This window comes from Sphingomonas sp. LaA6.9, assembly GCF_022601895.1.
Taxonomy (GTDB): Bacteria; Pseudomonadota; Alphaproteobacteria; order Sphingomonadales; family Sphingomonadaceae; genus Sphingobium_A.
This window is the reverse complement of the sequence record NZ_JAKVIO010000035.1, coordinates 14,921-34,928: the sequence shown is the minus strand read 5'-3', so window position 1 is coordinate 34,928 and position 20,008 is coordinate 14,921. Positions and strand designations below refer to the sequence as shown.

The 20,008-nt window shown below is 65.4% G+C and carries 22 protein-coding genes; 10 read left to right on the top strand and 12 right to left on the bottom strand.

Going from position 1 to position 20,008, the window contains the following annotated elements; all coding sequences use genetic code 11:
• Positions 1-140 precede the first annotated feature (140 nt).
• Complete coding sequence (locus tag MKI88_RS16115) at positions 141-680, top strand: hypothetical protein (protein ID WP_241632437.1); 540 nt, start codon at positions 141-143, stop codon at positions 678-680.
• On the opposite strand, the gene MKI88_RS16110 is transcribed toward MKI88_RS16115, so the two are convergent.
• Genes MKI88_RS16110 through xseA form a run of 3 tightly spaced genes read right to left on the bottom strand, consistent with a single transcriptional unit; the run spans position 677 to position 3,167 of the window.
• Positions 677-1,561 carry a M23 family metallopeptidase gene (locus MKI88_RS16110; protein WP_407073370.1) on the bottom strand — a complete coding sequence of 295 codons (885 nt, stop codon included), beginning with the start codon at positions 1,559-1,561 and terminating at the stop codon, positions 677-679. The two genes, MKI88_RS16115 and MKI88_RS16110, sit on opposite strands and share 4 nt — an antisense overlap.
• Positions 1,558-1,758, bottom strand: a complete 201-nt coding sequence (locus MKI88_RS16105) for a DUF2093 domain-containing protein (protein WP_241632436.1) — start codon at positions 1,756-1,758, stop codon at positions 1,558-1,560. Before MKI88_RS16105 ends, MKI88_RS16110 begins: the two co-directional genes overlap by 4 nt.
• Before the next feature lie 32 nt (positions 1,759-1,790).
• Positions 1,791-3,167, bottom strand: coding sequence for an exodeoxyribonuclease VII large subunit (gene xseA / locus MKI88_RS16100; protein WP_241632434.1), 1,377 nt, complete (start codon positions 3,165-3,167; stop codon positions 1,791-1,793).
• Here xseA and purD point away from each other — a divergent pair.
• The 4 genes from purD to MKI88_RS16080 all read left to right on the top strand — a co-directional run bounded on the left by purD (position 3,166) and on the right by MKI88_RS16080 (position 7,796).
• On the top strand, positions 3,166-4,443 hold the full coding sequence (gene purD / locus MKI88_RS16095) for a phosphoribosylamine--glycine ligase (RefSeq protein ID WP_241632432.1): 1,278 nt from the start codon (positions 3,166-3,168) through the stop codon (positions 4,441-4,443). The two genes, xseA and purD, sit on opposite strands and share 2 nt — an antisense overlap.
• A gap of 112 nt (positions 4,444-4,555) precedes the next feature.
• Positions 4,556-6,322 (top strand): von Willebrand factor type A domain-containing protein, encoded by a 1,767-nt coding sequence (locus MKI88_RS16090; protein ID WP_241632431.1) that lies wholly within the window; start codon positions 4,556-4,558, stop codon positions 6,320-6,322.
• Between the two features lie 99 nt (positions 6,323-6,421).
• Positions 6,422-7,237 (top strand): hypothetical protein, encoded by an 816-nt coding sequence (locus tag MKI88_RS16085; protein ID WP_241632430.1) that lies wholly within the window; start codon positions 6,422-6,424, stop codon positions 7,235-7,237.
• A gap of 76 nt (positions 7,238-7,313) precedes the next feature.
• Positions 7,314-7,796, top strand: a complete 483-nt coding sequence (locus tag MKI88_RS16080) for a GNAT family N-acetyltransferase (protein ID WP_241632428.1) — start codon at positions 7,314-7,316, stop codon at positions 7,794-7,796.
• A gap of 13 nt (positions 7,797-7,809) precedes the next feature.
• On the opposite strand, the gene MKI88_RS16075 is transcribed toward MKI88_RS16080, so the two are convergent.
• On the bottom strand, positions 7,810-9,126 hold the full coding sequence (locus MKI88_RS16075; RefSeq protein WP_241632426.1) for a hemolysin family protein: 1,317 nt from the start codon (positions 9,124-9,126) through the stop codon (positions 7,810-7,812).
• A 150-nt stretch (positions 9,127-9,276) separates the two neighbouring features.
• On the opposite strand from MKI88_RS16075, the gene MKI88_RS16070 reads away from it, so the two are divergent.
• A complete protein-coding gene (locus MKI88_RS16070; protein ID WP_241632423.1) occupies positions 9,277-9,957 on the top strand; it encodes an OmpA family protein in 681 nt (226 codons plus the stop codon).
• 65 nt (positions 9,958-10,022) lie between these two features.
• Here MKI88_RS16070 and MKI88_RS16065 read toward each other — a convergent pair whose 3' ends face one another.
• Entirely contained in the window at positions 10,023-10,475 is a 453-nt protein-coding gene (locus MKI88_RS16065) for a nucleoside deaminase (RefSeq protein WP_241632421.1), read from the bottom strand.
• 130 nt (positions 10,476-10,605) lie between these two features.
• On the opposite strand from MKI88_RS16065, the gene rpmB reads away from it, so the two are divergent.
• On the top strand, positions 10,606-10,896 hold the full coding sequence (gene rpmB, locus MKI88_RS16060) for a 50S ribosomal protein L28 (RefSeq protein WP_241632419.1): 291 nt from the start codon (positions 10,606-10,608) through the stop codon (positions 10,894-10,896).
• A 98-nt stretch (positions 10,897-10,994) separates the two neighbouring features.
• Here the strand turns inward: rpmB and MKI88_RS16055 are convergent, their stop codons facing one another.
• Genes MKI88_RS16055 through MKI88_RS16040 form a run of 4 tightly spaced genes read right to left on the bottom strand, consistent with a single transcriptional unit; the run spans position 10,995 to position 14,589 of the window.
• Positions 10,995-12,086: an esterase-like activity of phytase family protein gene (locus MKI88_RS16055; protein ID WP_241632417.1), complete on the bottom strand. Its 1,092-nt coding sequence runs from the start codon at positions 12,084-12,086 to the stop codon at positions 10,995-10,997.
• Between the two features lie 10 nt (positions 12,087-12,096).
• Complete coding sequence (locus MKI88_RS16050) at positions 12,097-12,780, bottom strand: murein L,D-transpeptidase catalytic domain family protein (RefSeq protein WP_241632415.1); 684 nt, start codon at positions 12,778-12,780, stop codon at positions 12,097-12,099.
• Between the two features lie 43 nt (positions 12,781-12,823).
• A complete protein-coding gene (locus MKI88_RS16045; protein WP_241632414.1) occupies positions 12,824-13,144 on the bottom strand; it encodes a hypothetical protein in 321 nt (106 codons plus the stop codon).
• Positions 13,145-13,146: 2 nt separating this feature from the next.
• Positions 13,147-14,589 (bottom strand): murein L,D-transpeptidase, encoded by a 1,443-nt coding sequence (locus MKI88_RS16040; protein ID WP_241632412.1) that lies wholly within the window; start codon positions 14,587-14,589, stop codon positions 13,147-13,149.
• 216 nt (positions 14,590-14,805) lie between these two features.
• On the opposite strand from MKI88_RS16040, the gene MKI88_RS16035 reads away from it, so the two are divergent.
• Entirely contained in the window at positions 14,806-15,183 is a 378-nt protein-coding gene (locus tag MKI88_RS16035; protein ID WP_241632410.1) for a glycine zipper 2TM domain-containing protein, read from the top strand.
• A gap of 99 nt (positions 15,184-15,282) precedes the next feature.
• On the opposite strand, the gene cobT is transcribed toward MKI88_RS16035, so the two are convergent.
• The 3 genes from cobT to MKI88_RS16020 are packed head-to-tail and all read right to left on the bottom strand — an operon-like array spanning position 15,283 to position 18,746.
• Entirely contained in the window at positions 15,283-17,109 is a 1,827-nt protein-coding gene (gene cobT / locus MKI88_RS16030; RefSeq protein WP_241632408.1) for a cobaltochelatase subunit CobT, read from the bottom strand.
• Positions 17,110-17,116: 7 nt separating this feature from the next.
• Positions 17,117-18,124 (bottom strand): cobaltochelatase subunit CobS, encoded by a 1,008-nt coding sequence (gene cobS, locus MKI88_RS16025; RefSeq protein WP_241632406.1) that lies wholly within the window; start codon positions 18,122-18,124, stop codon positions 17,117-17,119.
• A gap of 13 nt (positions 18,125-18,137) precedes the next feature.
• Positions 18,138-18,746, bottom strand: a complete 609-nt coding sequence (locus MKI88_RS16020) for a J domain-containing protein (protein ID WP_241632404.1) — start codon at positions 18,744-18,746, stop codon at positions 18,138-18,140.
• Positions 18,747-18,786: 40 nt separating this feature from the next.
• On the opposite strand from MKI88_RS16020, the gene MKI88_RS16015 reads away from it, so the two are divergent.
• Both MKI88_RS16015 and MKI88_RS16010 read left to right on the top strand, forming a co-directional pair.
• The gene (locus MKI88_RS16015; protein WP_241632402.1) at positions 18,787-19,071 is read left to right on the top strand and encodes a BolA family transcriptional regulator; all 285 of its coding nucleotides are present in this window, start codon (positions 18,787-18,789) and stop codon (positions 19,069-19,071) included.
• Between the two features lie 2 nt (positions 19,072-19,073).
• Positions 19,074-19,973: a pirin family protein gene (locus tag MKI88_RS16010; RefSeq protein WP_241632400.1), complete on the top strand. Its 900-nt coding sequence runs from the start codon at positions 19,074-19,076 to the stop codon at positions 19,971-19,973.
• Positions 19,974-20,008: the final 35 nt, after the last annotated feature.

The following is a 20,008-nucleotide window of genomic DNA, read 5'->3' as shown; positions in this document are numbered from 1 at the left end:
TACGGGCTGAAGACTAAGTTCTCGGCGGTGTGTATCCATTATGCCACACAGTACGGGGCGCGGTTTCGCCCGAGCCGCGGCGCATTCTTGCATCGTGCCGCAGACCGCTTCACAACGCCGGCGACACAGGGAGATATCGAATGAAGCGCGCCGCCCTTCTGATTGCTATTTCTACACTCGTCGCCGCCGCACCCGGATTGGCCAGGGAGGCAAACGAGGAGAAGCCCCGCTCCGCAGCTTTCCAGAATCTGCTCGACTGCAAGGCGGTCAGCGACGCCGCCCAGCGCCTCGCATGCTACGATGCACAGGTCAGCGCGCTCGAAAGCGCCGAGAAGCAGCGCGACGTCGTGATCGTCGACAAGGAGCAGGTGCGCGAAGCCCGCCGCGGCCTTTTCGGCTTCACCCTCCCCTCGCTCAAGATCTTCGGGGACAGCGAAGACGCCGAAGAAAAGGAGGAGATCAAGGAAATCGAGGCCGTGGTCCGCGGAACGGGGCGCACCGCCGACGGCGGATGGCGGTTCACGCTGGAAGACGGCGCAAGCTGGTCGCAGATCGACCAGAAGCCCGTGGCCGTGGGCCCCAAGCCCGGGACAAAGGTCAGAATCCGACGCGCCTCGCTGGGTTCGTATTTTGCCTCATTCAACGGACAGCCGTCGGTCAGGGTCAGGCGCGAAAACTAGTTGCCGCCCGGCATCGCGCCCGCGACGAGCAGCGGGTCGAGCCGTTCGTCGCGCCATTTCATGCCCCAGTGAAGATGCGGCCCCGTCGCGCGGCCGCTTGCGCCGATGGTGCCGAGCATCTGCCCCTGCGTCACGACGTCACCCGCCTTCACGTCGATACGCGACAGGTGAAGAAAGGCGCTGTTGAGCCCCATGCCGTGATCGATCATGAGCAGGTAGCCCTCCAGCGTGAACGGACGGTCGGTGGCCAGAATGACGACGCCGTCCGCGGGCGCGAAAAAGGGCGTGCCGGTCGGACGCGCGACATCGACCCCCGAGTGATAGGCGCCGGGTTCGCCACGATAGATGCGCTGCGACCCGAACAATCCCGATATGCGGCCGATCACGGGCCATGCGAAGCGCTGCCGCCAGCCCTGGCTTCCGGACGCGACGGTGCGGGCCGACGCAATCTCTTCGAGCTCGAGCGGACGCAGCCGCTCGAATTCCGCGCTGGATCTCGGCACCCGCGGAAGGGACGCGAGATTCTCGATTCGCCAGGATCGCGGCGCAATGGTCAGGATTCGCGTCTCCGTCGAACCGTCGGCGCGGCGGACAACCAACTCCGCGGACGCGGCCGCATCACGCCCGAAGCCGATCAGGAAACGGCCATCGGAGGCGACGTCGACCGGCTTGCCATCCAAGGTCAGCGCCACTGCATCCGAGGGAGCGCGTCCGAGCGCGATGCCACCCTGGTTGAAGGGACCGGCAATCTCGACGTCCGGACGAACCGGTGGGCGGGGTGCGGTCGGGACGGGCGCGCTGATGACCGAAGGCGCCGGCCCCGGCGCAGATGTGCAGGCGGCGAGCGAGAGGGCGATCGCAACGCCTGTCGCGCGCCTCACCGATCAAGCTCGGCGCGCACCGATATTTCGGCGCTGGCATAGGGTTCCTGCCGCGCCACGCTCCAGTAGCGCAGATGATCGAGCGGTATCTTCTCGCCCGTCATCGCGCACACCACATGGTCGCCCGATGCAAGCACACGGAAGCCGTTCGCCATGTAATGGAGTTTCGCCGGCCGTCCGGAATGCGACATCAACATCGGGTCTTTACGCTCCTGTTCATTGGCCTGTGCTAGAAGAGCTCAGGCTGTTCTGGCTTGGCAGGATCATACGCCTTGCCGCCGGGTCGCTCAACCCGGGCGTCGACCGCGCCGTCACCGAAATGCAGCGTGAGCGCGCCCGCCGCGCGCGCACCGGCCGCGCTGGTGACCACGCCGCCACCGCGTTTCTCGATCCAGGCATAGCCGCGGTCGAGCACGCGATTGGGGCTCAATGACTCCATCAGGCGCCAGAGCCGCTCGAAACGGTCGCGATCGCGCGCGATGCGCTGGGTGAGCAGCGCTGGACGCAGCGCGCCGCTCGCACGCGCCAGCTCGCCGCGCGCGTCCGACAAGCGGTGCGCAAGCCCCCGCCTGAGCCTTTCGCCGAGATCGTCGGTGCGCTGGCGCTGGGGATCGAGCAGCTGTTGCGGCTTGGGGAGGAGCCGCGCCAGCGCCTGAAGCCGTTCGGCGCCGCGTTCGTGATAGCGATTGGCCGCGCGCGCCATGCGCAGCCGCTGCTGCCCCAGATGCGCGATGAGATCCGCGCGCACGGGCACCGCGATCTCGGCAGCCGCGGTGGGGGTCGGCGCGCGGACGTCCGCGGCATAGTCGCACAAGGTCGTATCGGTCTCGTGCCCCACCGCCGAGATGATCGGGATCGTGCAATTGGCGACCGCGCGCACGACGACCTCCTCGTTGAAGGCCCAGAGGTCCTCGATCGAGCCGCCGCCGCGCGCGACGATGACGAGATCGGGACGCGGCACGGGACCATCGGCGGGCATCGAATCGAAGCCGTTGACCGCGGCCGCCACCTGCGCCGCCGCCCCCTCTCCCTGCACAAGCACGGGCCAGACGATGACGCGCGTCGGGCAGCGGTCGGCGAGGCGGTGCAGGATGTCGCGGATCACCGCGCCGGTGGGCGATGTCACCACGCCGATCACACGCGGCAGGAAGGGCAGCGGCACCTTGCGCGCGGGATCGAACAGCCCTTCGGCGCCGAGCTTGGCCTTGAGGCGCTCGAGCAGCATCATCAGCGCGCCCTCGCCCGCCAGCTCGAGGCGCTCGATGACGATCTGATATTTGGAGCGCCCGGGATAGGTGGTGAGCCGCCCCGTCGCGATCACCTCGATCCCGTCCTCGGGGCGAAAGGCGATCTGGCTAGCCGCGCCCTTCCAGATCACCGCATCTATGACCGCATTCTCGTCCTTGAGCGCCAGATAGACATGGCCCGACGCCGCACGCTTCAGTCCCGAAATCTCGCCGCGCAGCCGGACATGGCTGAAATTGCCCTCGACCATCCGCTTCAGTGCTGCTGACAATTCGCTCACCGACTGTGCAGGCGCGTTGTCCCCGCCGCGCTCCTCGGCTAACAGCCGCCCGGAATTCTCGTTGTCGAAGGGATCGCTCATGAATGTCCTGCTTTTGGGCTCGGGGGGCCGCGAACATGCGCTCGCCTGGAAGCTGGCGCAATCGCCGAGGCTGACCAGGCTGTTCGCAGCCCCCGGAAATCCGGGCATAGCCGCGCATGCCGAGCTGGTCGAGATCGATCCCGTCGATCACCGCGCGGTGATCGATTTCTGTATCCGCAATTCGATCGCACTCGTCGTTGTCGGACCCGAGGCGCCGCTGGTCGACGGCCTTGCCGACAATCTCAGGACGATGGGCATCGCGGTTTTCGGGCCGAACAAGGCCGCCGCGCAGCTCGAGGGTTCCAAGGGTTTCACCAAGGACCTGTGCGCGCGCGCCAATATCCCCACCGCCGCCTATGTCCGCGCGACAAGCAAGGACGGCGCGCTCGCAGCACTCGACGATTTCGGCTTCCCCGTCGTGGTGAAGGCGGACGGACTCGCGGCGGGCAAGGGCGTGATCATCGCCGAGACGCGCGAGGCCGCCGAGGCCGCGGTCGAGGAGATGTTCTCAGGCAGCTTCGGCGTGGCGGGCGCAGAGGTCGTGATCGAGGAGTTCATGACGGGCGAGGAAGCGAGCTTTTTCGCGCTGTGCGACGGCACCACCGTGCTGCCCTTCGGCTCGGCGCAGGATCACAAGCGCGTCGGCGAGGGCGATACCGGCCCCAATACCGGCGGCATGGGCGCCTATAGCCCCGCGCGCGTGCTCACCCCCGAGCTTGAGCGGCGCGTCATGGATGAGATCGTCGCTCCGACCGCACGCGCGATGGCCGAGGCGGGGATGCCTTATTCGGGCGTATTCTTCGCCGGACTGATGCTGACCGACGAGGGACCGAAGCTGATCGAATATAATGTCCGCTTCGGCGACCCCGAATGCCAGGTGCTGATGATGCGACTCGCCGACGATCTGCTCGACCTGCTGCTCGCAACCGCCGAGGGGCGGCTTGCCGGGATGGAGCCGCCCGCGATGAAGCCCGAGGTCGCGCTCACCGTCGTCATGGCGGCGCGGGGTTACCCCGGCACCCCCGAAAAGGGCGGAGCGATTACAGGCATCGAGGCGGCGGAGGCGACGGGCGCAAAGGTCTTCCACGCGGGTACAGTGCTCAAGGACAGCGCGCTCGTCGCCAATGGCGGGCGCGTGCTCAACGTTACCGCGAGCGGACCGAACGTCACCCGCGCGCAAGCCTCCGCCTATGCCGCGGTCGACGCGATCGGCTTTCCCACCGGCTTCTGCCGCCGCGACATCGGCTGGCGCGAGGTCGAACGCGAAGCGATATAATGTCACATTCGTTAATCCGCCGGTCATGTTGACAGCGCAATGATCGCCTTCGAGGTCGCTTGATCCGGGCGCGATGAAGATATCGGCCCGGCACACCCGCTGGGAGGGATATATGCGCTCACGACCATTGACCGGCATGGCACTCGCCGCCGTCATCCTGACATCCGCCACCCCGCTGCCCCTGCCCGCATCGGCACTGAGTGTCGCGCCGCCAGTACCCTCGCCAGTGCGATGCAATCCACGCGCGATCGACGACGCTGCGCGGCCGATGCCGCGCACTGGCAAGGTCTTCGCGCCCAGACAGCCGATGATCGCGCCGCCTCCGCCACCACCCGCACCCCCTCCACCGCCCAGGGCGTCGCAAGGCACGCAGGAAATGGTCGTAACGGGGACAAGGGTCCAGAGCCCGCCCCTCAACGCCGCAGCGCCGATCGTCACAACGGCAGCGCACCATGCGCCCCCGCCCGACACCGCGCGTTACGAAGGTCACGCAGTTGCCGCGATCCAGTCGGTGGCCGAGACGCCCGTCTCGACCTTCTCGGTCGATGTCGACACGGGCAGCTATTCCAACGTCCGCCGCTTCCTCAATCAGGGCCAGGTGCCACCGACCGCCGCGGTGCGCACCGAGGAGATGATCAACTATTTCCGCTACGACTATCCTGCTCCCAAATCGCGCGAGACTCCCTTCACGATCACGACCGACGTTGCGCGCACGCCTTGGAATGCGGAGACGCGACTGATGCGCATCGGCCTGCGCGGCTATGACACGACCAGCGCCGAGCGGCCGCCGGCCAATCTCGTCTTCCTCGTCGACGTCTCGGGATCGATGTCGCCGCCCGATCGGCTGCCGCTGGTGAAATCGGCGCTGATGATGCTCGCCGACAAGCTGACCCCGCGCGACCGCGTTTCGATCGTCGTCTATGCGGGCGCGGCAGGAATCGTGCTCGAGCCGACGCATGACAAGAACTATGTGAAGCAGGCGCTCGACTGCCTCCAGGCGGGCGGCTCGACGGCGGGGGGCGCTGGCCTGTCGCTCGCGTACGCCACCGCGCGCGCCAGCTATATCAAGGGCGGCATCAACCGTATCCTGATCGCCACCGATGGCGACTTCAACGTCGGCGTCACCAATAATGAGACACTTGAGGACATGGTCAAGCGCGAGCGCGAACACGGCATCACGCTCACCACGCTGGGCTTTGGCGACAACAACTATAATGAAGCGCTGATGGAGAGCATCGCCGATGTCGGCAACGGCAACTATGCCTATATCGACAGCGCGACCGAGGCGCAGAAGGTGCTCGACGAGGAGTTGAGCTCGACGCTCTTCACGATCGCCAGGGACGTCAAGATCCAGGTCGAGTTCAATCCCGCCTGGGTCAGCGAATACCGGCTGATCGGCTATGAGAACCGCCTGCTCGCCGAGGACGATTTCGACAATGACCGCGTCGATGCGGGCGATATCGGCGCCGGGCATCAGGTGACCGCGATCTACGAGGTCGTGCCCGCGGGCGCCAAGGGCTGGTTGCCCGAACGGCGCTACGAGATGAACCAGCGCCTGCCCGGCGCGGGTCCGGCCTCCGAGCTCGCCTATGTAAAGCTGCGCTACAAGCTGCCCGATGGCGCCACCTCCCGGCTGATAGAGCGTACCGTCCCCGCGCGCGCGATCGCTGCCGCGCAACGTCCGCATGGCGACATGGCCTTTGCGGTCGCGGTAGCGGGCTTTGGCCAGAAGCTGCGGGGTGACAAATATCTCAACGGCTTCGGCTATGTCGATGTTCAGCGGCTTGCGGGGGTCCAGCAGAATTTCTGGCGGCAGGAGTTCGTGAAGCTCGCAAGCCTCGCCGGATCTCGCGACACCGGGGGCGGCGGAGGGCGGTAACCTCCGCGTAACCCATTGGGGGGTGGACAGCGCATCGCGATTCGCTAGGCTTTTCTGTCTGAGGGGGGCGAGAAGCCCGTCGGAATAGGGGACGCGGACATGACCGACGTAAACTGGGTATTTGTGCTGATCGTACTGGCGTTCGGCGCGGGCATCATCTGGTGGGTCTGGGGGCGCGGCGCCGCACCCGGGGACAAGCCTTCGATCCCGGCAAAGCCAGCAACGCCCCCCGGCGCCGCAGCCGAACCTGCAAAGATCGCGGAACCCATCGCCAAGCCTTCCGAACCGCTTGCCTTTGCTGGCGAGATCCCCGCGCAAGAGCACATAGACACGCCCGTTCCGATTGCGGTGACGCCCGCGCCCAAGGCGCCGATCGCCAAGAAGGCAGCGCCCAAGCCAGTCGTCGCCAAGGCCCCGGCAAAGACGCCTGCGGCCAAGCCCAAGGCAGAGGCCAAACCCGCCCCGGCCAAGGCACCCGCTGCCAAGAAGGCGGCAGCGCCGGCCGCCAAGACAGCAAAGGCACCTGTCGAGAAAAAGCCAGCAGCGAAGCCCGCCGCCAAAACACCGGCTGCCAAGGCGCCGGTTGCCAAGCCGGCTGCGAAACCTGCAGCTGCCAAGGCGGCTCCGAAGCCCAAGGCCGCAGCGAAGCCCGCTGCGCCCGCGAAACCCGACAACCTGCTCCAGCTCAAGGGCGTCGGTCCCAAGCTCGTGACGCTGCTCAATGGTCTCGGCGTCAACAGCTTCGCGCAGATCGCTGCATGGGGGCCGGCCGATATCGAACGCGTCGACGGTCAGCTCGGCACCTTCAAGGGCCGCATCACCCGCGACCTCTGGATCGAGCAGGCCGGTTATCTCGCCAAAGGCGACATCAAGAGCTTCGAAGCGAAGTTCGGCAAGCTCGACAGCGAGAATTGACGGGGAGGCCGACAACGCCCCCCCGCCCGCGCCGCTGACGGCTTGCCAACGGCGCGGGCGCCTTTAGGGGGATGGCATGCTTATCCGCCGCGCCCACGCCGACGATGCCGCAGCCATCTGGTCGATAATCTCCCCAACGATCCGCGCGGGAGAAACCTACACCCTCGATCGCCACATGAGCGAAACGGACGCATTGGGCTATTGGCTGGCCTCCGACAAGGAAACCTTCGTCGCCGAAGAGGATGGCGCGATCCTCGGCACCTATTATCTGCGCGCAAACCAGGCCGGCGGCGGCTGCCATGTCTGCAATGCCGGCTACATGACGAGCGCCGCCGCAACCGGGCGCGGTGTTGCCCGAAGCATGTGCGAGCATTCGATGGAGCATGCGCGGTCTCGCGGCTATCGCGCGATGCAGTTCAATTTCGTGGTCAGCACCAATGAGCGCGCAGTGCGGCTCTGGCAATCGCTCGGCTTCGAAATCGTCGGGCGACTGCCGCTCGCATTCGAGCATCCCCGGCTCGGCTTCGTCGATGCATTGGTGATGTTCCGCCCGCTTTAGCGGCACCGCAACGTCAGCTGCGCTTGCCGCGTGCTTCGCTCACAAGCAGCTTGTCGATCTTGCGTCCATCCATGTCGACAATCTCGAAACGCCAGCCCTGCTCGGTGAAATATTCGCCCACCACGGGCAGGTGGCGCAGAACGGCAAGCGCAAGACCCGCCACTGTGGCGTAATCGCGGTCTTCGGGCAGGTCTATCCCGAGGCGCTCTGCAAGCTGATCGGCGGCCATCGCCCCGGAGACGAGGAGTGAGCCGTCTTCACGCTCGACAAGTGCGGGATCGGCGCCGATGTCGGCGTCCGATGCGAATTCACCCGCGATCGCGATCAGCAGGTCGGCGGGGGTCACAAGTCCGTCGAAATGGCCATATTCGTCATGGACCAGCGCCATAGGCACTTCGGCCTGGCGCAGCGCGTTCAGCGCATCCATCGCATCGAGCTGATCGGGGAGGACCTGGGCCGTGCGCATCAGCGTGCGAAGAGCGAGCGCCTCGCCGCGGATCATTGCAGCCACGATGTCGCGCGACTGGACGACGCCGATGATCTTGTCGACCGATCCTTCGGCTACCGGAAGTCGCGTGTGCGGTGTCTCGAGAAGACGCATGCGGATCGCGGCAGCGTCGCTGTCGGCGTCGATCCAGTCGACCTCGGTGCGCGGCGTCATGACCTCGCGCACCGGTCGATCGGCGAGCCGCACCACGCCCGAGATGATCGCGCGTTCGCTCTCCTCGATCACGCCCGATTTGCTCGCCTCGGCCACGATGAGGTGCAGCTCCTCTGCGGTCACGTGGCTGTCGGATTCGCGCTTCATACCGAGCAGGCGGAAGATCATCGCGCTCGACCTGTCGAGCACCCAGACGACCGGCGCGGTGATGCGCGAGAGCCAGAGCATCGGTCGGGCGACGACCACCGCGATCGGTTCGGGGGCACGCAGCGCGAATTGCTTGGGTACAAGCTCGCCCACTATCAGCGAGGCATAGGTCGTGACGGCAATGACGAGCGCAAAGCCAAGCTCGTCGGCAGTGCTTTCGGGAATGCCGAGCAGCGCGAGGCGTGCGCCCACAGGCTGACCGAGGCTGGCGCCCGAATAAGCACCCGCAAGGATACCGATCAGCGTGATTCCGATCTGGACAGTAGACAGGAAACGGCCCGGATCGGCGGCAAGCGCGAGCGCGGTGCGCGCGCCGCGGCGTCCCGTCTTCGCCATGGCCTGAAGCCGTGGCCGGCGCGCCGAAACGATCGCCAGCTCCGACATGGCGAAGACGCCGTTCAGCGCGATCAACGCAAGGATGATCGCGACATCGATCCAGGGAAAGGGGGGAAGCGACGGCATGGCTCGCCACCTCTATTGTCAGCATTTCGAGGCGATAACAACATCCTCGTCATCCCCGGTTCAGATCGGATGCGGAACAAGGAGGCAGTGCACGGGTTTATCTTGTGTTTGCGGGCTGTTGCCCGGAAAATTGAAAGCAAGGGAACTGTAATGCGTGTGATGATGAAAACGACGAGCATGATGGCGATCGGCGCGATGCTGCTGACAGCGGCGTGCACCACCGATCCGGAGACAGGCCAGAAGCGCATGTCCAATGCAGGCATCGGCGCAATTGCCGGGACCCTCGGCGGATATCTGATGGGCGACCTGATCGGCGGCCGCAACGATCGCACCGCCAAGATCGTCGGTGCCGGGCTTGGGGGCCTCGCCGGCGCCGGTATCGGCCATTACATGGATGAGCAGGAAAAGAAGCTGCGCGAGCAGACCGCGGGCACGGGTGTCGATGTCGTGCGGCAGGGTGACGAACTTCTACTCAACATGCCCTCGGGCGTCACCTTCGACACGAGCAGCGCGACGGTGAAGCCCGAATTTCAGGGCACGCTCGATCAGGTCGCCTCGACGCTGAGCCAGTACGACCAGACCTTCATCGACGTTTACGGCCACACTGATTCGACGGGCAATGACGCGATCAACGTGCCGCTGTCGCAGAATCGCGCGCAATCGGTGGCCAACTATCTGACCCTGCGCGGGGTGCAATCGGCGCGGATTGGCACCCAGGGCTTTGCCGCGACCCGCCCTGTCGCCAGCAACGATACCCCCGAGGGGCGCCAGGCCAATCGCCGAGTCGAGATCAAGATCGTCCCGATCACCCAGCAAGACGCAAAGGGATAAACGGCTTCGTAAAGAGTGGCGTACGCGTATCAGGGCGCGGGGGCGCAGCTCCGCGCCCTTTGCGTTTATCGCCGGGCGACGAAAAATCCACGCAACATGGCGGCCGCCTCGGCTTCGCCCAGCCCCGAATATATTTCCGGGCGGTGATGGCAGGTCGGCTGGTCGAAAACGCGCGCGCCATGTTCGACGCCACCACCTTTGGGATCGGGCGCCGCGTAATAGAGCCGTGCGATTCGGGCATGCGCGATAGCGCCTGCACACATCGCGCATGGCTCCAGCGTCACCCACAGATCGCAGCCCTCCAGCCGCTCCTGCCCGAGCGTCTCGGCGGCGCGGCGGATGACGAGCATCTCGGCATGCGCTGTGGGATCGCGACCGGTGCGCGTCTCGTTCGCGGCAGCCGCAACCACCTTGCCATCGCGCATCAGCACCGCGCCGATCGGCACTTCGCCCGCGTCCGCCGCCGCGCGCGCGACCGCAAGCGCCTGTTTCATGGGATTGGGCAGTGGAAAAGCCATGCACAAGCGTGTAACGGTCGTCCCGGCACTTGCAACATCAGCATGAAATGCCACGCCGAGGTTGACGCGAATCGTCGCGGCCGCTATCGGCACCGACTTTCCGGGCAACCGATATTCAGGATTAAGAACGATGTCGCGCATTTGCGAACTGACCGGCAAGGGTCGTCAGGTGGGTCACAATGTTTCCCACGCCAACAACAAGACCAAGCGTACTTTTCTGCCCAACCTGCAGAACGTCACGCTGATGTCGGATTCGCTGGGCACCAGCGTCAAGCTGCGCGTCTCGACGCACGGCCTGCGTTCGGTCGAGCACAATGGCGGCCTCGACAACTGGCTGCTCAAGACCTCGGACGAGAAGCTGAGCCTGAAGGCACGTCGCCTGAAGCGCGAAGTCGCCAAGAAGGTCGCGGCGGCCGCCTGAGCCTCTGCGAGGGCACGCACCGCGCGCCCTCCACTTCTACAAGGCGTTCTCGAAAGCGGCGCTCGCGCAAGCGAGACGCCGCTTTTGGCATGTACGCGCTACGAGGCGGGAATCGGCATAAGCGCGAATTTGAGCAATAGGTTGCGCTGGAACGGCGATCGGAAATTGTCATCCGATGCGATCCACAGAATCTGCCCGCCACGGCCATCCTCCTCCAGCGCCATCGCCTCCATATTGTCGACCGCCAGCGGCGGGTCGAAACGGGCGATTTCATGCACCAGCAGCACCGCTCCCGCACGAATTTCCGAAGGATCGAGGAGTGTCAGCCTGGCTGACAGATATGGCCTGAAAGCGATTTTTCGGTGGAGCAACAGAAGGCGGCCATCCGCCATCTCAACCGCATCGGTCACGCGATAGCCCCTGGGCGGGCGATAAGCGAAGCGTGTCACCTGGGCAGCGGGGTCGGTGGGATCACGGTCGAAAGCAAGCGCCTGAAAACCCGGTGCCGTGTTGCTGGCACCTGCCCTCTCGGAAAAAACCAGAAAGCGCCCCGAGCGCAGGCGCACTATCGCCTCCGCGCCGCCATTTTCGGGCCAGTCGCGCATCGCCAACGGTTGTGCGCTGGCCTCAACCCGCTTCAGGTCGCGCGAATAGCGCCAGATCGCATTGACGCGCTCGAAGCCGATCCAGACCCGGCCGGTTTCGGGATCGCGGGCCATCGATTCGGTGTCGCGATCCTCCTTGAGCCAACCCCGTCCGGGCCCGCCGGGCAGATCTGCGAAACGAATATTCTCGACCCGTCCGGCGCCGTCGATCTTCAGGTTGACCAGGCCTCCCGCGTCGGTCAGAAATTGCAGGCGTCCATTCGTTGTCGCCATGGCCGAGAAGCCGCCAAAGGCATCGTCGCGCCCTTTCAGTTCCCATCCGCCCAGAAACACCAGCGGACCAATCTGTCTGCGCTCCGGATCGCGGGCATCTAGAACGATCGGTTGCGCCTCGACGCGCACATCGCCTCCCAATACCGGCCGGCGCGGCGGCCCTGAATAGTGGCCGACGAACAGCAAGGGCAGCACGGGAAAAATCAGCAGACGGAGCATCACCGCCGAGATGGCGCCCGGGATCGCGAAACGCCCCAGTGAACCGCGTTCGTGCGGGAGCGGCACATGCGCGGCATTGGCCGATCGCTCCATGGGATGGGCGTCAGACCTTGTCGGCGTAGAGCAGCCGCCCCGACCCGAGCTGGCCAAGGACATGAGGTAGAATGTGCGGCGCGACCGCAAAGCAGCCTTCGCTGCGACCGAGCTTGCCCCAGGTGGCGATTTGATTCTCGCTCACATAATCGGCGCCATGGATCACGATGGCGCGCGCCTCGGCATTGCTGTTGCGCACCTCCAGGCCCGCGAGACGCATCGCGGCGCCATGCATCCCGTAATAGATTTCGCCCGTCCGATAGGCCCCGTCCGAGGTCGCAAGCGACCCCGGCTCGTTGGAGAAGCTGTGGAGCCAACCCGAATGCGCGGGATCCGACCCACGGCCATGGGCTACCAGATAGGAGTTCGCCCGCCCGGCCACCAGATCGACAATGTGGAAGCGCAGTTCGCGCGAAGCCGCACTGAAATCGGCCAGTGCGACACGATCGCGCAGCGCAATGGCGCCACCATGGTTGTCCAGCGCTGCGCGGGCACGGTCGAGCAGCCGCGCATAGGGGGTTGCGGCATATGCCGGCGGCGGCGACAGCGCGGCTGCCGCAGGCACCACCGGTGCGGGCGCAGGCGCAGGCAGGGGTGATGCCGGCTTTGCTGCAGCCCCGAACGCCACCGAGCGCGGCAGCATGGCAAGGCCGATCCCCGACAGCGCAAGTCTTGAAAACGTACGACGATCCATGTGCATACTATATCATCAGGCCGTTAATCATCCAACAACAGGCCTATTCGGCAGGTCGCGCCTCGTTCTCGGTTGGGCTGGGTGATTCCGTCTCGTTCTGCGGCAGTCGCGCGGTCAGCCCCGTCGCGTCGGCGTCATCGAGCATCTGCTCGTCCTCGGTGAATTCGGGCGGTGGCGCCGCCGGTGGGACAGCGTTCGTCACATTTTCCGGGGGCGTCGCCAGATTTTCCGCTGGCATCTCGATATCGGGGGCGGGAGCTTCGATCGCTGCGTTGTCGAAGTTGCCCTCGTCGGGTTCGGGTTCACTCCGTCCGCATCCCGCGAGTGCCAGTGCTCCGGCAAGAGAGAGAAGTGCGATACGCATGGTCACTGTTCCTTCGATGCTGTTGCTAGCGCGGCGGCGCGACGGCTCGACGCCTCGATCTTCTCGGCCAGCAGCTTGTCCCAGCCATAGGGATCGGCCCGGAAGTTCATCGTTCCGTTGGCGCTGGCGAAAGCGGTCCAGTAGAGCAGATAGACCGCAACCTCCTGCGGCAATTTGACGCGCTGCGTCTTGCCCGCGTCGATCACCGTCTGGACCTGCCCCGAAAATATCGGATCGTTCTTCAACATCAATTCGGCAAGCGGCAGCGGCTTTTCGAGGCGGATGCAGCCATGGCTGGCGAGGCGATCATAGCTCGCGAACTTTGCGCGGGCCGGCGTGTCGTGAAGATAGATCGCGAACGGGTTGTCGAAGTCGAACTTCAGCCTTCCCAGCGCGTTGCCCGGGCCCGAGGGCTGGACGATGCGCTGCCCCTTTTCGGGCGTACCGACGATCTTGTAGCCTTCGCGCAGCAGTGCTGCTCGCCCCTTGGGCCACAACTCCTTGGTCGCGATCGAGGTCGGCACGTTCCATTGCGGATTGACGACGATCGAATGGATGCTCGATGCGATCATCGGCGTCTCGTTGCCCGGGCGCCCCGTCACCGCGCGCATCGAGGCGACCGGAGAATCGCCCTCGAACACGGTCAGAACCGCCGCCGCAATATTCACCTGCACGCGATTGACCGGAAGCTCGCGTGGCAACCAGCGCCACCGCTCCATATTCGCCATGATCGCCGCGATGCGGTCTTCCACCGGCACGTTCAGCGCGGCGAGCGTCCGCGCATCGAGCTGGCCGGTGGGATTGAGGCCGTAGCGACGCTGGGCGCGCTGGATGACGTCGACAAGGCTTTCGTTGGACGTGATGCTCTTGTCTTCGATCGCAAGCCGGGCGCGGATCGCGTCAGGCCCGGCCTTGGCGTCGAGTTTCGGCCAGCCACCCGCGTCGCGAATCGCCTCATAGGCAGCAAGGCCCTTTTTCAGCCCGTCATAGCCCGCATAGGGCGGGGTCAGGCTCGCAGTCCACTGCGGCAGCCGATCTTCCGCAACCGCCTTTGCAAAGGCGGGCAGGGGATCATAGGGCGCCGGACGTATCGCCCAGATGCTGAGAAAATCCGACGTACCGACACGGCCGCCGTGCAAGGCGCGCGCGCGATCAAGCACCGATCTCACCAGCGCATCGCCGCCCGATGGCGATATCTGCACGGGGTCCGTTGTCAGCCCCTGATCCGCACCATTCTGCAGCCACGTCGCGAGGAAAGCCGCCTGCGCCGGTGAAAGCGTCGGCAGCGGCTGCACCACAAAGGGCACGAGCGGAGGTGTCACCGGATTTGCCGCCGGGGGCGAGGCGGGCGTGGGAGCAACTGCCTGACCGAAAGCCGGTCCGCCAAATGCGAGCGCCGCGGGGATTGCGACCTTGATCGAAGTGGATAGGAGTGAACGAAGCATATCTGGCGCAAATACCCGATATCGCGCGCCGATCAAATCATCCTTCGCACCAACGATGCCACCCACGCGACCAATATCGAGGCTGAACATCAGATAACGAGCGCGTTCAGGACGCGCTCAACCGAATCGCGCCATAAGGGCATCAGTCGATGAGCCGCTCTGCCCCCGGGTCGATGCCGGCCGAAAAACGGCTTGGTCGCGTAAGGAGTTTTGGTCATGCTTAAGAAACTGAGCCTTGTTGGTGCCGCGCTTGCCATGGGCGCAGGCTCGATGGTGGTTCCCACCGCCCCCGCCATGGCGCGCGACGGCTATTACCGCGATTATGATGGCGGCCGCTATTATCGGAATGGCCGCTACTACGGGAACAACGGCTATAATCGCGGCTATCGCGGACAGCGCTACTATCGCAGCAATGCCTATCCCTGCCATCGTGATGGCACGACGGGCACGATCATCGGTGCGGTTGCCGGCGGCCTGCTGGGCCATGAGGTGGTCGGCCGCTACGGCGACAAGACAGCTGGCGCGATCATCGGCGCTGGCGTCGGTGCCTTGGCAGGCCGTGCGATCGATAAATCGGACAGCCGCTGCCGTTAAGCCGGAAGGATCAATTCCCCGGGTTGCGTAGCGGGGCCGAAAGGGTCGGAGCCACAGGTTCCGGCCCTTTCGAGTGTCAGGCGGCGGCGTGTCGCCCCATCAGCCTGTGTCGAAAAGCCCCGCCAATTGCTCGACCATCGTCCCGCCGAGCTGCTCGGCGTCCATGATCGTCACCGCCTTCTGGTAATAGCGCGTGACATCGTGACCGATCCCGATCGCGATCAGCTCGACCGAGGAGCGATTCTCGATCCAGTGGATGACCTGGCGGAGGTGCTTTTCGAGATAGCTGCCGCTGTTCACCGACAGCGTCGAATCGTCGACGGGCGCTCCATCGGAGATCACCATCAGGATACGGCGTTCCTCGGGGCGATTGACGATGCGGTTATGCGCCCAGAGGAGCGCCTCGCCGTCGATATTTTCCTTGAGCAACCCTTCGCGCATCATCAGCCCGAGCGACTTCTTCGCGCGCCGCCAGGGTTCATCGGCCTTTTTGTAGATGATATGGCGCAGGTCGTTGAGCCGGCCGGGCATCGGCGTCCGACCGGCACCCAGCCAATCCTCGCGCGACTGCCCGCCCTTCCATGCGCGCGTCGTGAAGCCGAGAATTTCGGTCTTCACGCCGCAACGCTCGAGCGTGCGCGCCATGATGTCTGCGCAGATCGCGGCAATCGAGATCGGCCGCCCGCGCATCGAACCTGAATTGTCGATCAGCAATGAGACGACGGTGTCACGAAAATCCGTGTCGCGCTCGATTTTGTAGGACAGCGAGTGCGTAGGGTTGATGACGACGCGCGCCAGCCGCGCGGCATCGAGCAGCCCTTCTTCCTGATCGAAGTCCCAGCTGCGGTTCTGCTGTGCCATCAACCGGCGCTGCAAACGATTGGCGAGCTTGGTGACCGCGCCCTGGAGATGGATCAGCTGCTGGTCGAGATAGGCGCGCAACCGGCCGAGTTCATCCTCGTCGCACAGTTCGGTGGCCTCGACCACCTCGTCGAAGCGCGTCGTCCATGCCTTGTAGTCGAACTGCGGCGAGAAGTCGGAGAGCGGGCGATTGGGGCGCACGGGCATCATGCCCTCCTCGCCCTCGCCATCGGCCTCGGCGTCCATGTCGGAGAGCATGTCCTCGTCGGCCATGCTCTGCTCGCCCTCACCCGTCTCGCCGCTGTCAGGCTCGCCGCGCGCGTCCTGCTGTCCCTCGGCGCCGCTCGACTCGTCGTCGCCCTCCTCGCCTTCGCTTTCCTCCTGGTCCTCGCCTTCATCCTCGTCGCCGCCGTCGTCGGCGTCGTCGGGGGTCATTTCGCCCTCGGTGAGTTCGAGATCCTCGAGCAACTGCGTGGCGAGCTTCTGGAAGGCCGCCTGATCGTCGGCGAGCAGCGCGAGCGCGTCGAGATCGGCGCCGCCCTTCTCCTCGATCCAGTCGCGCACCATCGCGAGCCCCGGAACCGCGACCTCGGGTACCGCCTGCCCGGTCAACCGCTCGCGCACCATCAGCCCGACCGCGGTCGACAGCGGCACCTCCTCGCGGGAACGCGCACGCGTGATCGGATCCGAACGCATCCGCATCTCGAGCGCATGGGTGAGGTTGGCCTTCACGCCGTCCATCGCGCGCGCGCCCAGCGCCTCGACGCGCGCTTGCTCGGCGGCGTCATAGACTGCGCGTGCAACGGCCTCGGCGGGTGCTGCCTTCACATGAAGCGCGGCATTGTGGTGCCTGAGCTTGAGCGCAAAGCCGTCGGCAAATCCGCGCGCCTCGGCCACCTGCTCAGGCGGCAGGCTGCGCGCCGGCATCGGCACCTTCAGATTCTTGCCCGCCGCCACCGGCGCATCGGCGGTGAACGCCAGCTCGACCTCGGGTTCGTGCGCGATCGCGCGCGATGCGCCCGTCAGGACGTTGCGGAACCGGTCAAGGGGCGTCTGCTCGGCCATCGACGCGTCAGGGCGCCTTGCCCACCACGCTTTCGGGCAGGTCCTTGCCGAAGACGCGCTGATAATATTCGGCCACCAGCGGACGCTCCGCCTCGTCGCACTTGTTGAGGAACGAAAGCCGGAAGGCGAAGCCGATATCTTTGAAGATCAGTGCGTTCTGCGCCCAGGTGATCACGGTGCGCGGGCTCATTACCGTCGAGATATCGCCCGCAATAAAGCCCTGACGCGTGAGGTCGGCGACCTTGACCATATTGTCGACCGCCTGCTTGCCCTCGGGCTTGTCATACTCGCCCGACTTGGCGAGCACGATCTGCGCCTCGGTCGCGGCGGGCAGATAGTTCAATGTCACCACGATGTTCCAGCGGTCCATCTGGCCCTGGTTGATCTGCTGCGTGCCGTGATAGAGGCCCGAGGTGTCGCCGAGCCCGATCGTGTTGGCGGTCGCGAACAGGCGGAAATACGGATTTGGCCGGATCACGCGGTTCTGATCGAGCAAGGTCAGCTTGCCCTCGGTCTCGAGCACGCGCTGGATCACGAACATGACGTCGGGACGGCCCGCATCATATTCGTCGAAGACCAGTGCCGTCGGGGTCTGCAACGCCCAGGGGAGCAGCCCTTCACGGAACTCGGTGATCTGCTGGCCGTCGCGCAGCACGATCGCGTCGCGGCCGATCAGGTCGATCCGGCTGATATGCGCGTCGAGATTGATGCGGATACACGGCCAGTTGAGGCGCGCGGCCACCTGCTCGATATGCGTCGACTTGCCCGTGCCGTGATAGCCCTGCACCATCACGCGACGGTTGAAGGCAAAGCCCGCAAGGATCGCGAGGGTCGTGTCGGGATCGAAGACATAGGCGGGATCGAGATCCGGAACGCGCTCATCCGCCTCGCTGAACGCGGGCACTTCCATGTCTGTATCGAGCCCAAACAGATCGCGTACATTCACCATCTTGTCGGGCGCGTCGAGCACGGTGTCGGCGCGACTGTCGGGCTGGGCGTTGGGGATATCGGTCATGATACGCGTCCTGTCAGGCGAAGGCGGGGGCGGATTTGAGCCTCGTATAAGCCGAAATCACATCCTGCAAAGCCCGTTCGTGAGACCTGTCGCCGCCATTGCGATCAGGATGATAGCGGTGAACGAGCTCGGTATAGCGACGTCGCAATTCGCGACGATCCGCATCAAGGCCAAGCCCTAGCGTCTTCATCGCCCTGCGGTCTTCGGCGGACAACGGCTTGCCATCCTTGCGAGCCGCCTCGGCCTGCATGCGCTCGCGAAAGCGCGCGCCGATCGCGTCGAGCGGATCGTCGAAATCGGCCCAGCGCGGCGGCCGGTCGGCGCCATTGGACGAAAAGGCGCGCGTCTCGCGCTCCCATCCCGCATAGGGGCGCTGCGCGTCGGCGATCTCGTCGGCGCTCATGCCCGTGAAGAAATTATAGCCCTGATTGAACTGGCGGACGTGCTCGAGGCAGAGCCATTGCCAGTCGCCCGGGCCGTCAAATCCGGGGCCGCGCATGCCGGGCGCGCGAAATTCGCCGGGCTCGGGGCATCCGGGGCGCGCACAAGCCCGCCCGCTCCCTTCCACGCGGCCGTGGAAGCGGCTCTGTTTCCTGCGTCCCTCTTCCTGCTGCTCGCCCAAAACGGCTCCCGATCCTTGTCGACTTGCCTATATAGGGGCGATGACCGCCCCAACCCAAGGCCCCGTGGCCGCAGAAATCGAGCAGCGCCTGACCGCCGCCCTTTCCCCCGCACGCCTCGCCGTGATCAACGACAGCGCGAAGCATCACGGCCATATGGGCGACGATGGCAGCGGCGAATCGCACTTCACCGTCGAGATCGAAAGCGCCGCCTTTGCCGGGCAGAGCCGGCTTGCGCGCCAGCGCATGGTGAACCATGCTCTGGGCGACCTGCTGCGCGAGCGTGTCCATGCGCTTGCGATCAGGGCTACCGCACCGGGAGAGTGACCGTGACCGAAGACCTGTTCACCCAGACGATCACGCCGGTGACGCACGATCTGGGGGGCTTCAAGGTCCACCGCACGCTTCCATCGAAGCCGCGGACGATGGTCGGCCCCTTCATCTTCTTCGACCAGATGGGGCCGGCGGTGCTCGACAAGGGCAGTGGCATCGACGTCCGACCGCATCCGCATATCAACCTTGCGACGGTAACCTATCTTTTCGCGGGCGCGATCGACCACCGCGATTCGCTCGGGACCTTCCAGACGATCGAGCCGGGCGCGGTCAATCTGATGACTGCGGGTCACGGCATCGTCCATTCCGAACGCTCGCCCCAGGCCGAACGCGCCGCCGGCCCCGAACTTTCGGGCATCCAGACCTGGCTGGCGCTGCCCGAGCGAAATGAGGAAATGGACCCCGCCTTCGAGCATGTCGCGCGCGCCGCGCTCCCCGTGGTCGAGGACGAATGCGTGCAGGCGCGCGTGATCATGGGCACGCTCTGGGGCAAGACCGCGCCGACCACGACCTATGCGGGCACCATCTATGCCGACATCGTGCTCGGCGCGGGCGGCATGGTCCCGATCGACGCCGATGCCGATGAGCGCGCGGTCTATGTCGCGCTCGGCGAGGCGCGGCTTGACGGGCAGAAGCTCGAGCCGATGACGCTCTATGTGCTGAGGCCCGGCCATGCCGCGACGCTGACCTCCGAGGCGGGCGGCCGCGTGATGCTGTGCGGCGGCGAGGCCTTCAAAGCGCAGCGCCATGTGTGGTGGAATTTCGTGTCCTCCGATCGCGAGCGGATCAACCAGGCCAAGCATGACTGGAAGGAAGGCAATTTCCCCAAGGTTCCGGGCGACGAGAAGGAGTTCATTCCGATCCCCGAAATCCCCAAGACGGTGAGCTATCCCTGATCCCTGTGACAAAGGGAAAGATCGAGCGGAGAGAA

Excerpts from the sequence above, each read along its gene's own strand:
- MKI88_RS16115 (WP_241632437.1), top strand. The coding sequence starts at position 141 with ATGAAGCGCGCCGCCCTTCTGATTGCTATTTCTACACTCGTCGCCGCC.
- MKI88_RS16105 (WP_241632436.1), bottom strand. The coding sequence starts at position 1,758 with ATGTTGATGTCGCATTCCGGACGGCCGGCGAAACTCCATTACATGGCG.
- purD (WP_241632432.1), top strand. The coding sequence starts at position 3,166 with ATGAATGTCCTGCTTTTGGGCTCGGGGGGCCGCGAACATGCGCTCGCC.
- xseA (WP_241632434.1), bottom strand. The coding sequence starts at position 3,167 with ATGAGCGATCCCTTCGACAACGAGAATTCCGGGCGGCTGTTAGCCGAG.
- MKI88_RS16090 (WP_241632431.1), top strand. The coding sequence starts at position 4,556 with ATGCGCTCACGACCATTGACCGGCATGGCACTCGCCGCCGTCATCCTG.
- MKI88_RS16085 (WP_241632430.1), top strand. The coding sequence starts at position 6,422 with ATGACCGACGTAAACTGGGTATTTGTGCTGATCGTACTGGCGTTCGGC.
- MKI88_RS16080 (WP_241632428.1), top strand. The coding sequence starts at position 7,314 with ATGCTTATCCGCCGCGCCCACGCCGACGATGCCGCAGCCATCTGGTCG.
- MKI88_RS16075 (WP_241632426.1), bottom strand. The coding sequence starts at position 9,126 with ATGCCGTCGCTTCCCCCCTTTCCCTGGATCGATGTCGCGATCATCCTT.
- MKI88_RS16070 (WP_241632423.1), top strand. The coding sequence starts at position 9,277 with ATGCGTGTGATGATGAAAACGACGAGCATGATGGCGATCGGCGCGATG.
- MKI88_RS16065 (WP_241632421.1), bottom strand. The coding sequence starts at position 10,475 with ATGGCTTTTCCACTGCCCAATCCCATGAAACAGGCGCTTGCGGTCGCG.
- rpmB (WP_241632419.1), top strand. The coding sequence starts at position 10,606 with ATGTCGCGCATTTGCGAACTGACCGGCAAGGGTCGTCAGGTGGGTCAC.
- MKI88_RS16055 (WP_241632417.1), bottom strand. The coding sequence starts at position 12,086 with ATGGAGCGATCGGCCAATGCCGCGCATGTGCCGCTCCCGCACGAACGC.
- MKI88_RS16050 (WP_241632415.1), bottom strand. The coding sequence starts at position 12,780 with ATGGATCGTCGTACGTTTTCAAGACTTGCGCTGTCGGGGATCGGCCTT.
- MKI88_RS16045 (WP_241632414.1), bottom strand. The coding sequence starts at position 13,144 with ATGCGTATCGCACTTCTCTCTCTTGCCGGAGCACTGGCACTCGCGGGA.
- MKI88_RS16040 (WP_241632412.1), bottom strand. The coding sequence starts at position 14,589 with ATGCTTCGTTCACTCCTATCCACTTCGATCAAGGTCGCAATCCCCGCG.
- MKI88_RS16035 (WP_241632410.1), top strand. The coding sequence starts at position 14,806 with ATGCTTAAGAAACTGAGCCTTGTTGGTGCCGCGCTTGCCATGGGCGCA.
- cobT (WP_241632408.1), bottom strand. The coding sequence starts at position 17,109 with ATGGCCGAGCAGACGCCCCTTGACCGGTTCCGCAACGTCCTGACGGGC.
- cobS (WP_241632406.1), bottom strand. The coding sequence starts at position 18,124 with ATGACCGATATCCCCAACGCCCAGCCCGACAGTCGCGCCGACACCGTG.
- MKI88_RS16015 (WP_241632402.1), top strand. The coding sequence starts at position 18,787 with ATGACCGCCCCAACCCAAGGCCCCGTGGCCGCAGAAATCGAGCAGCGC.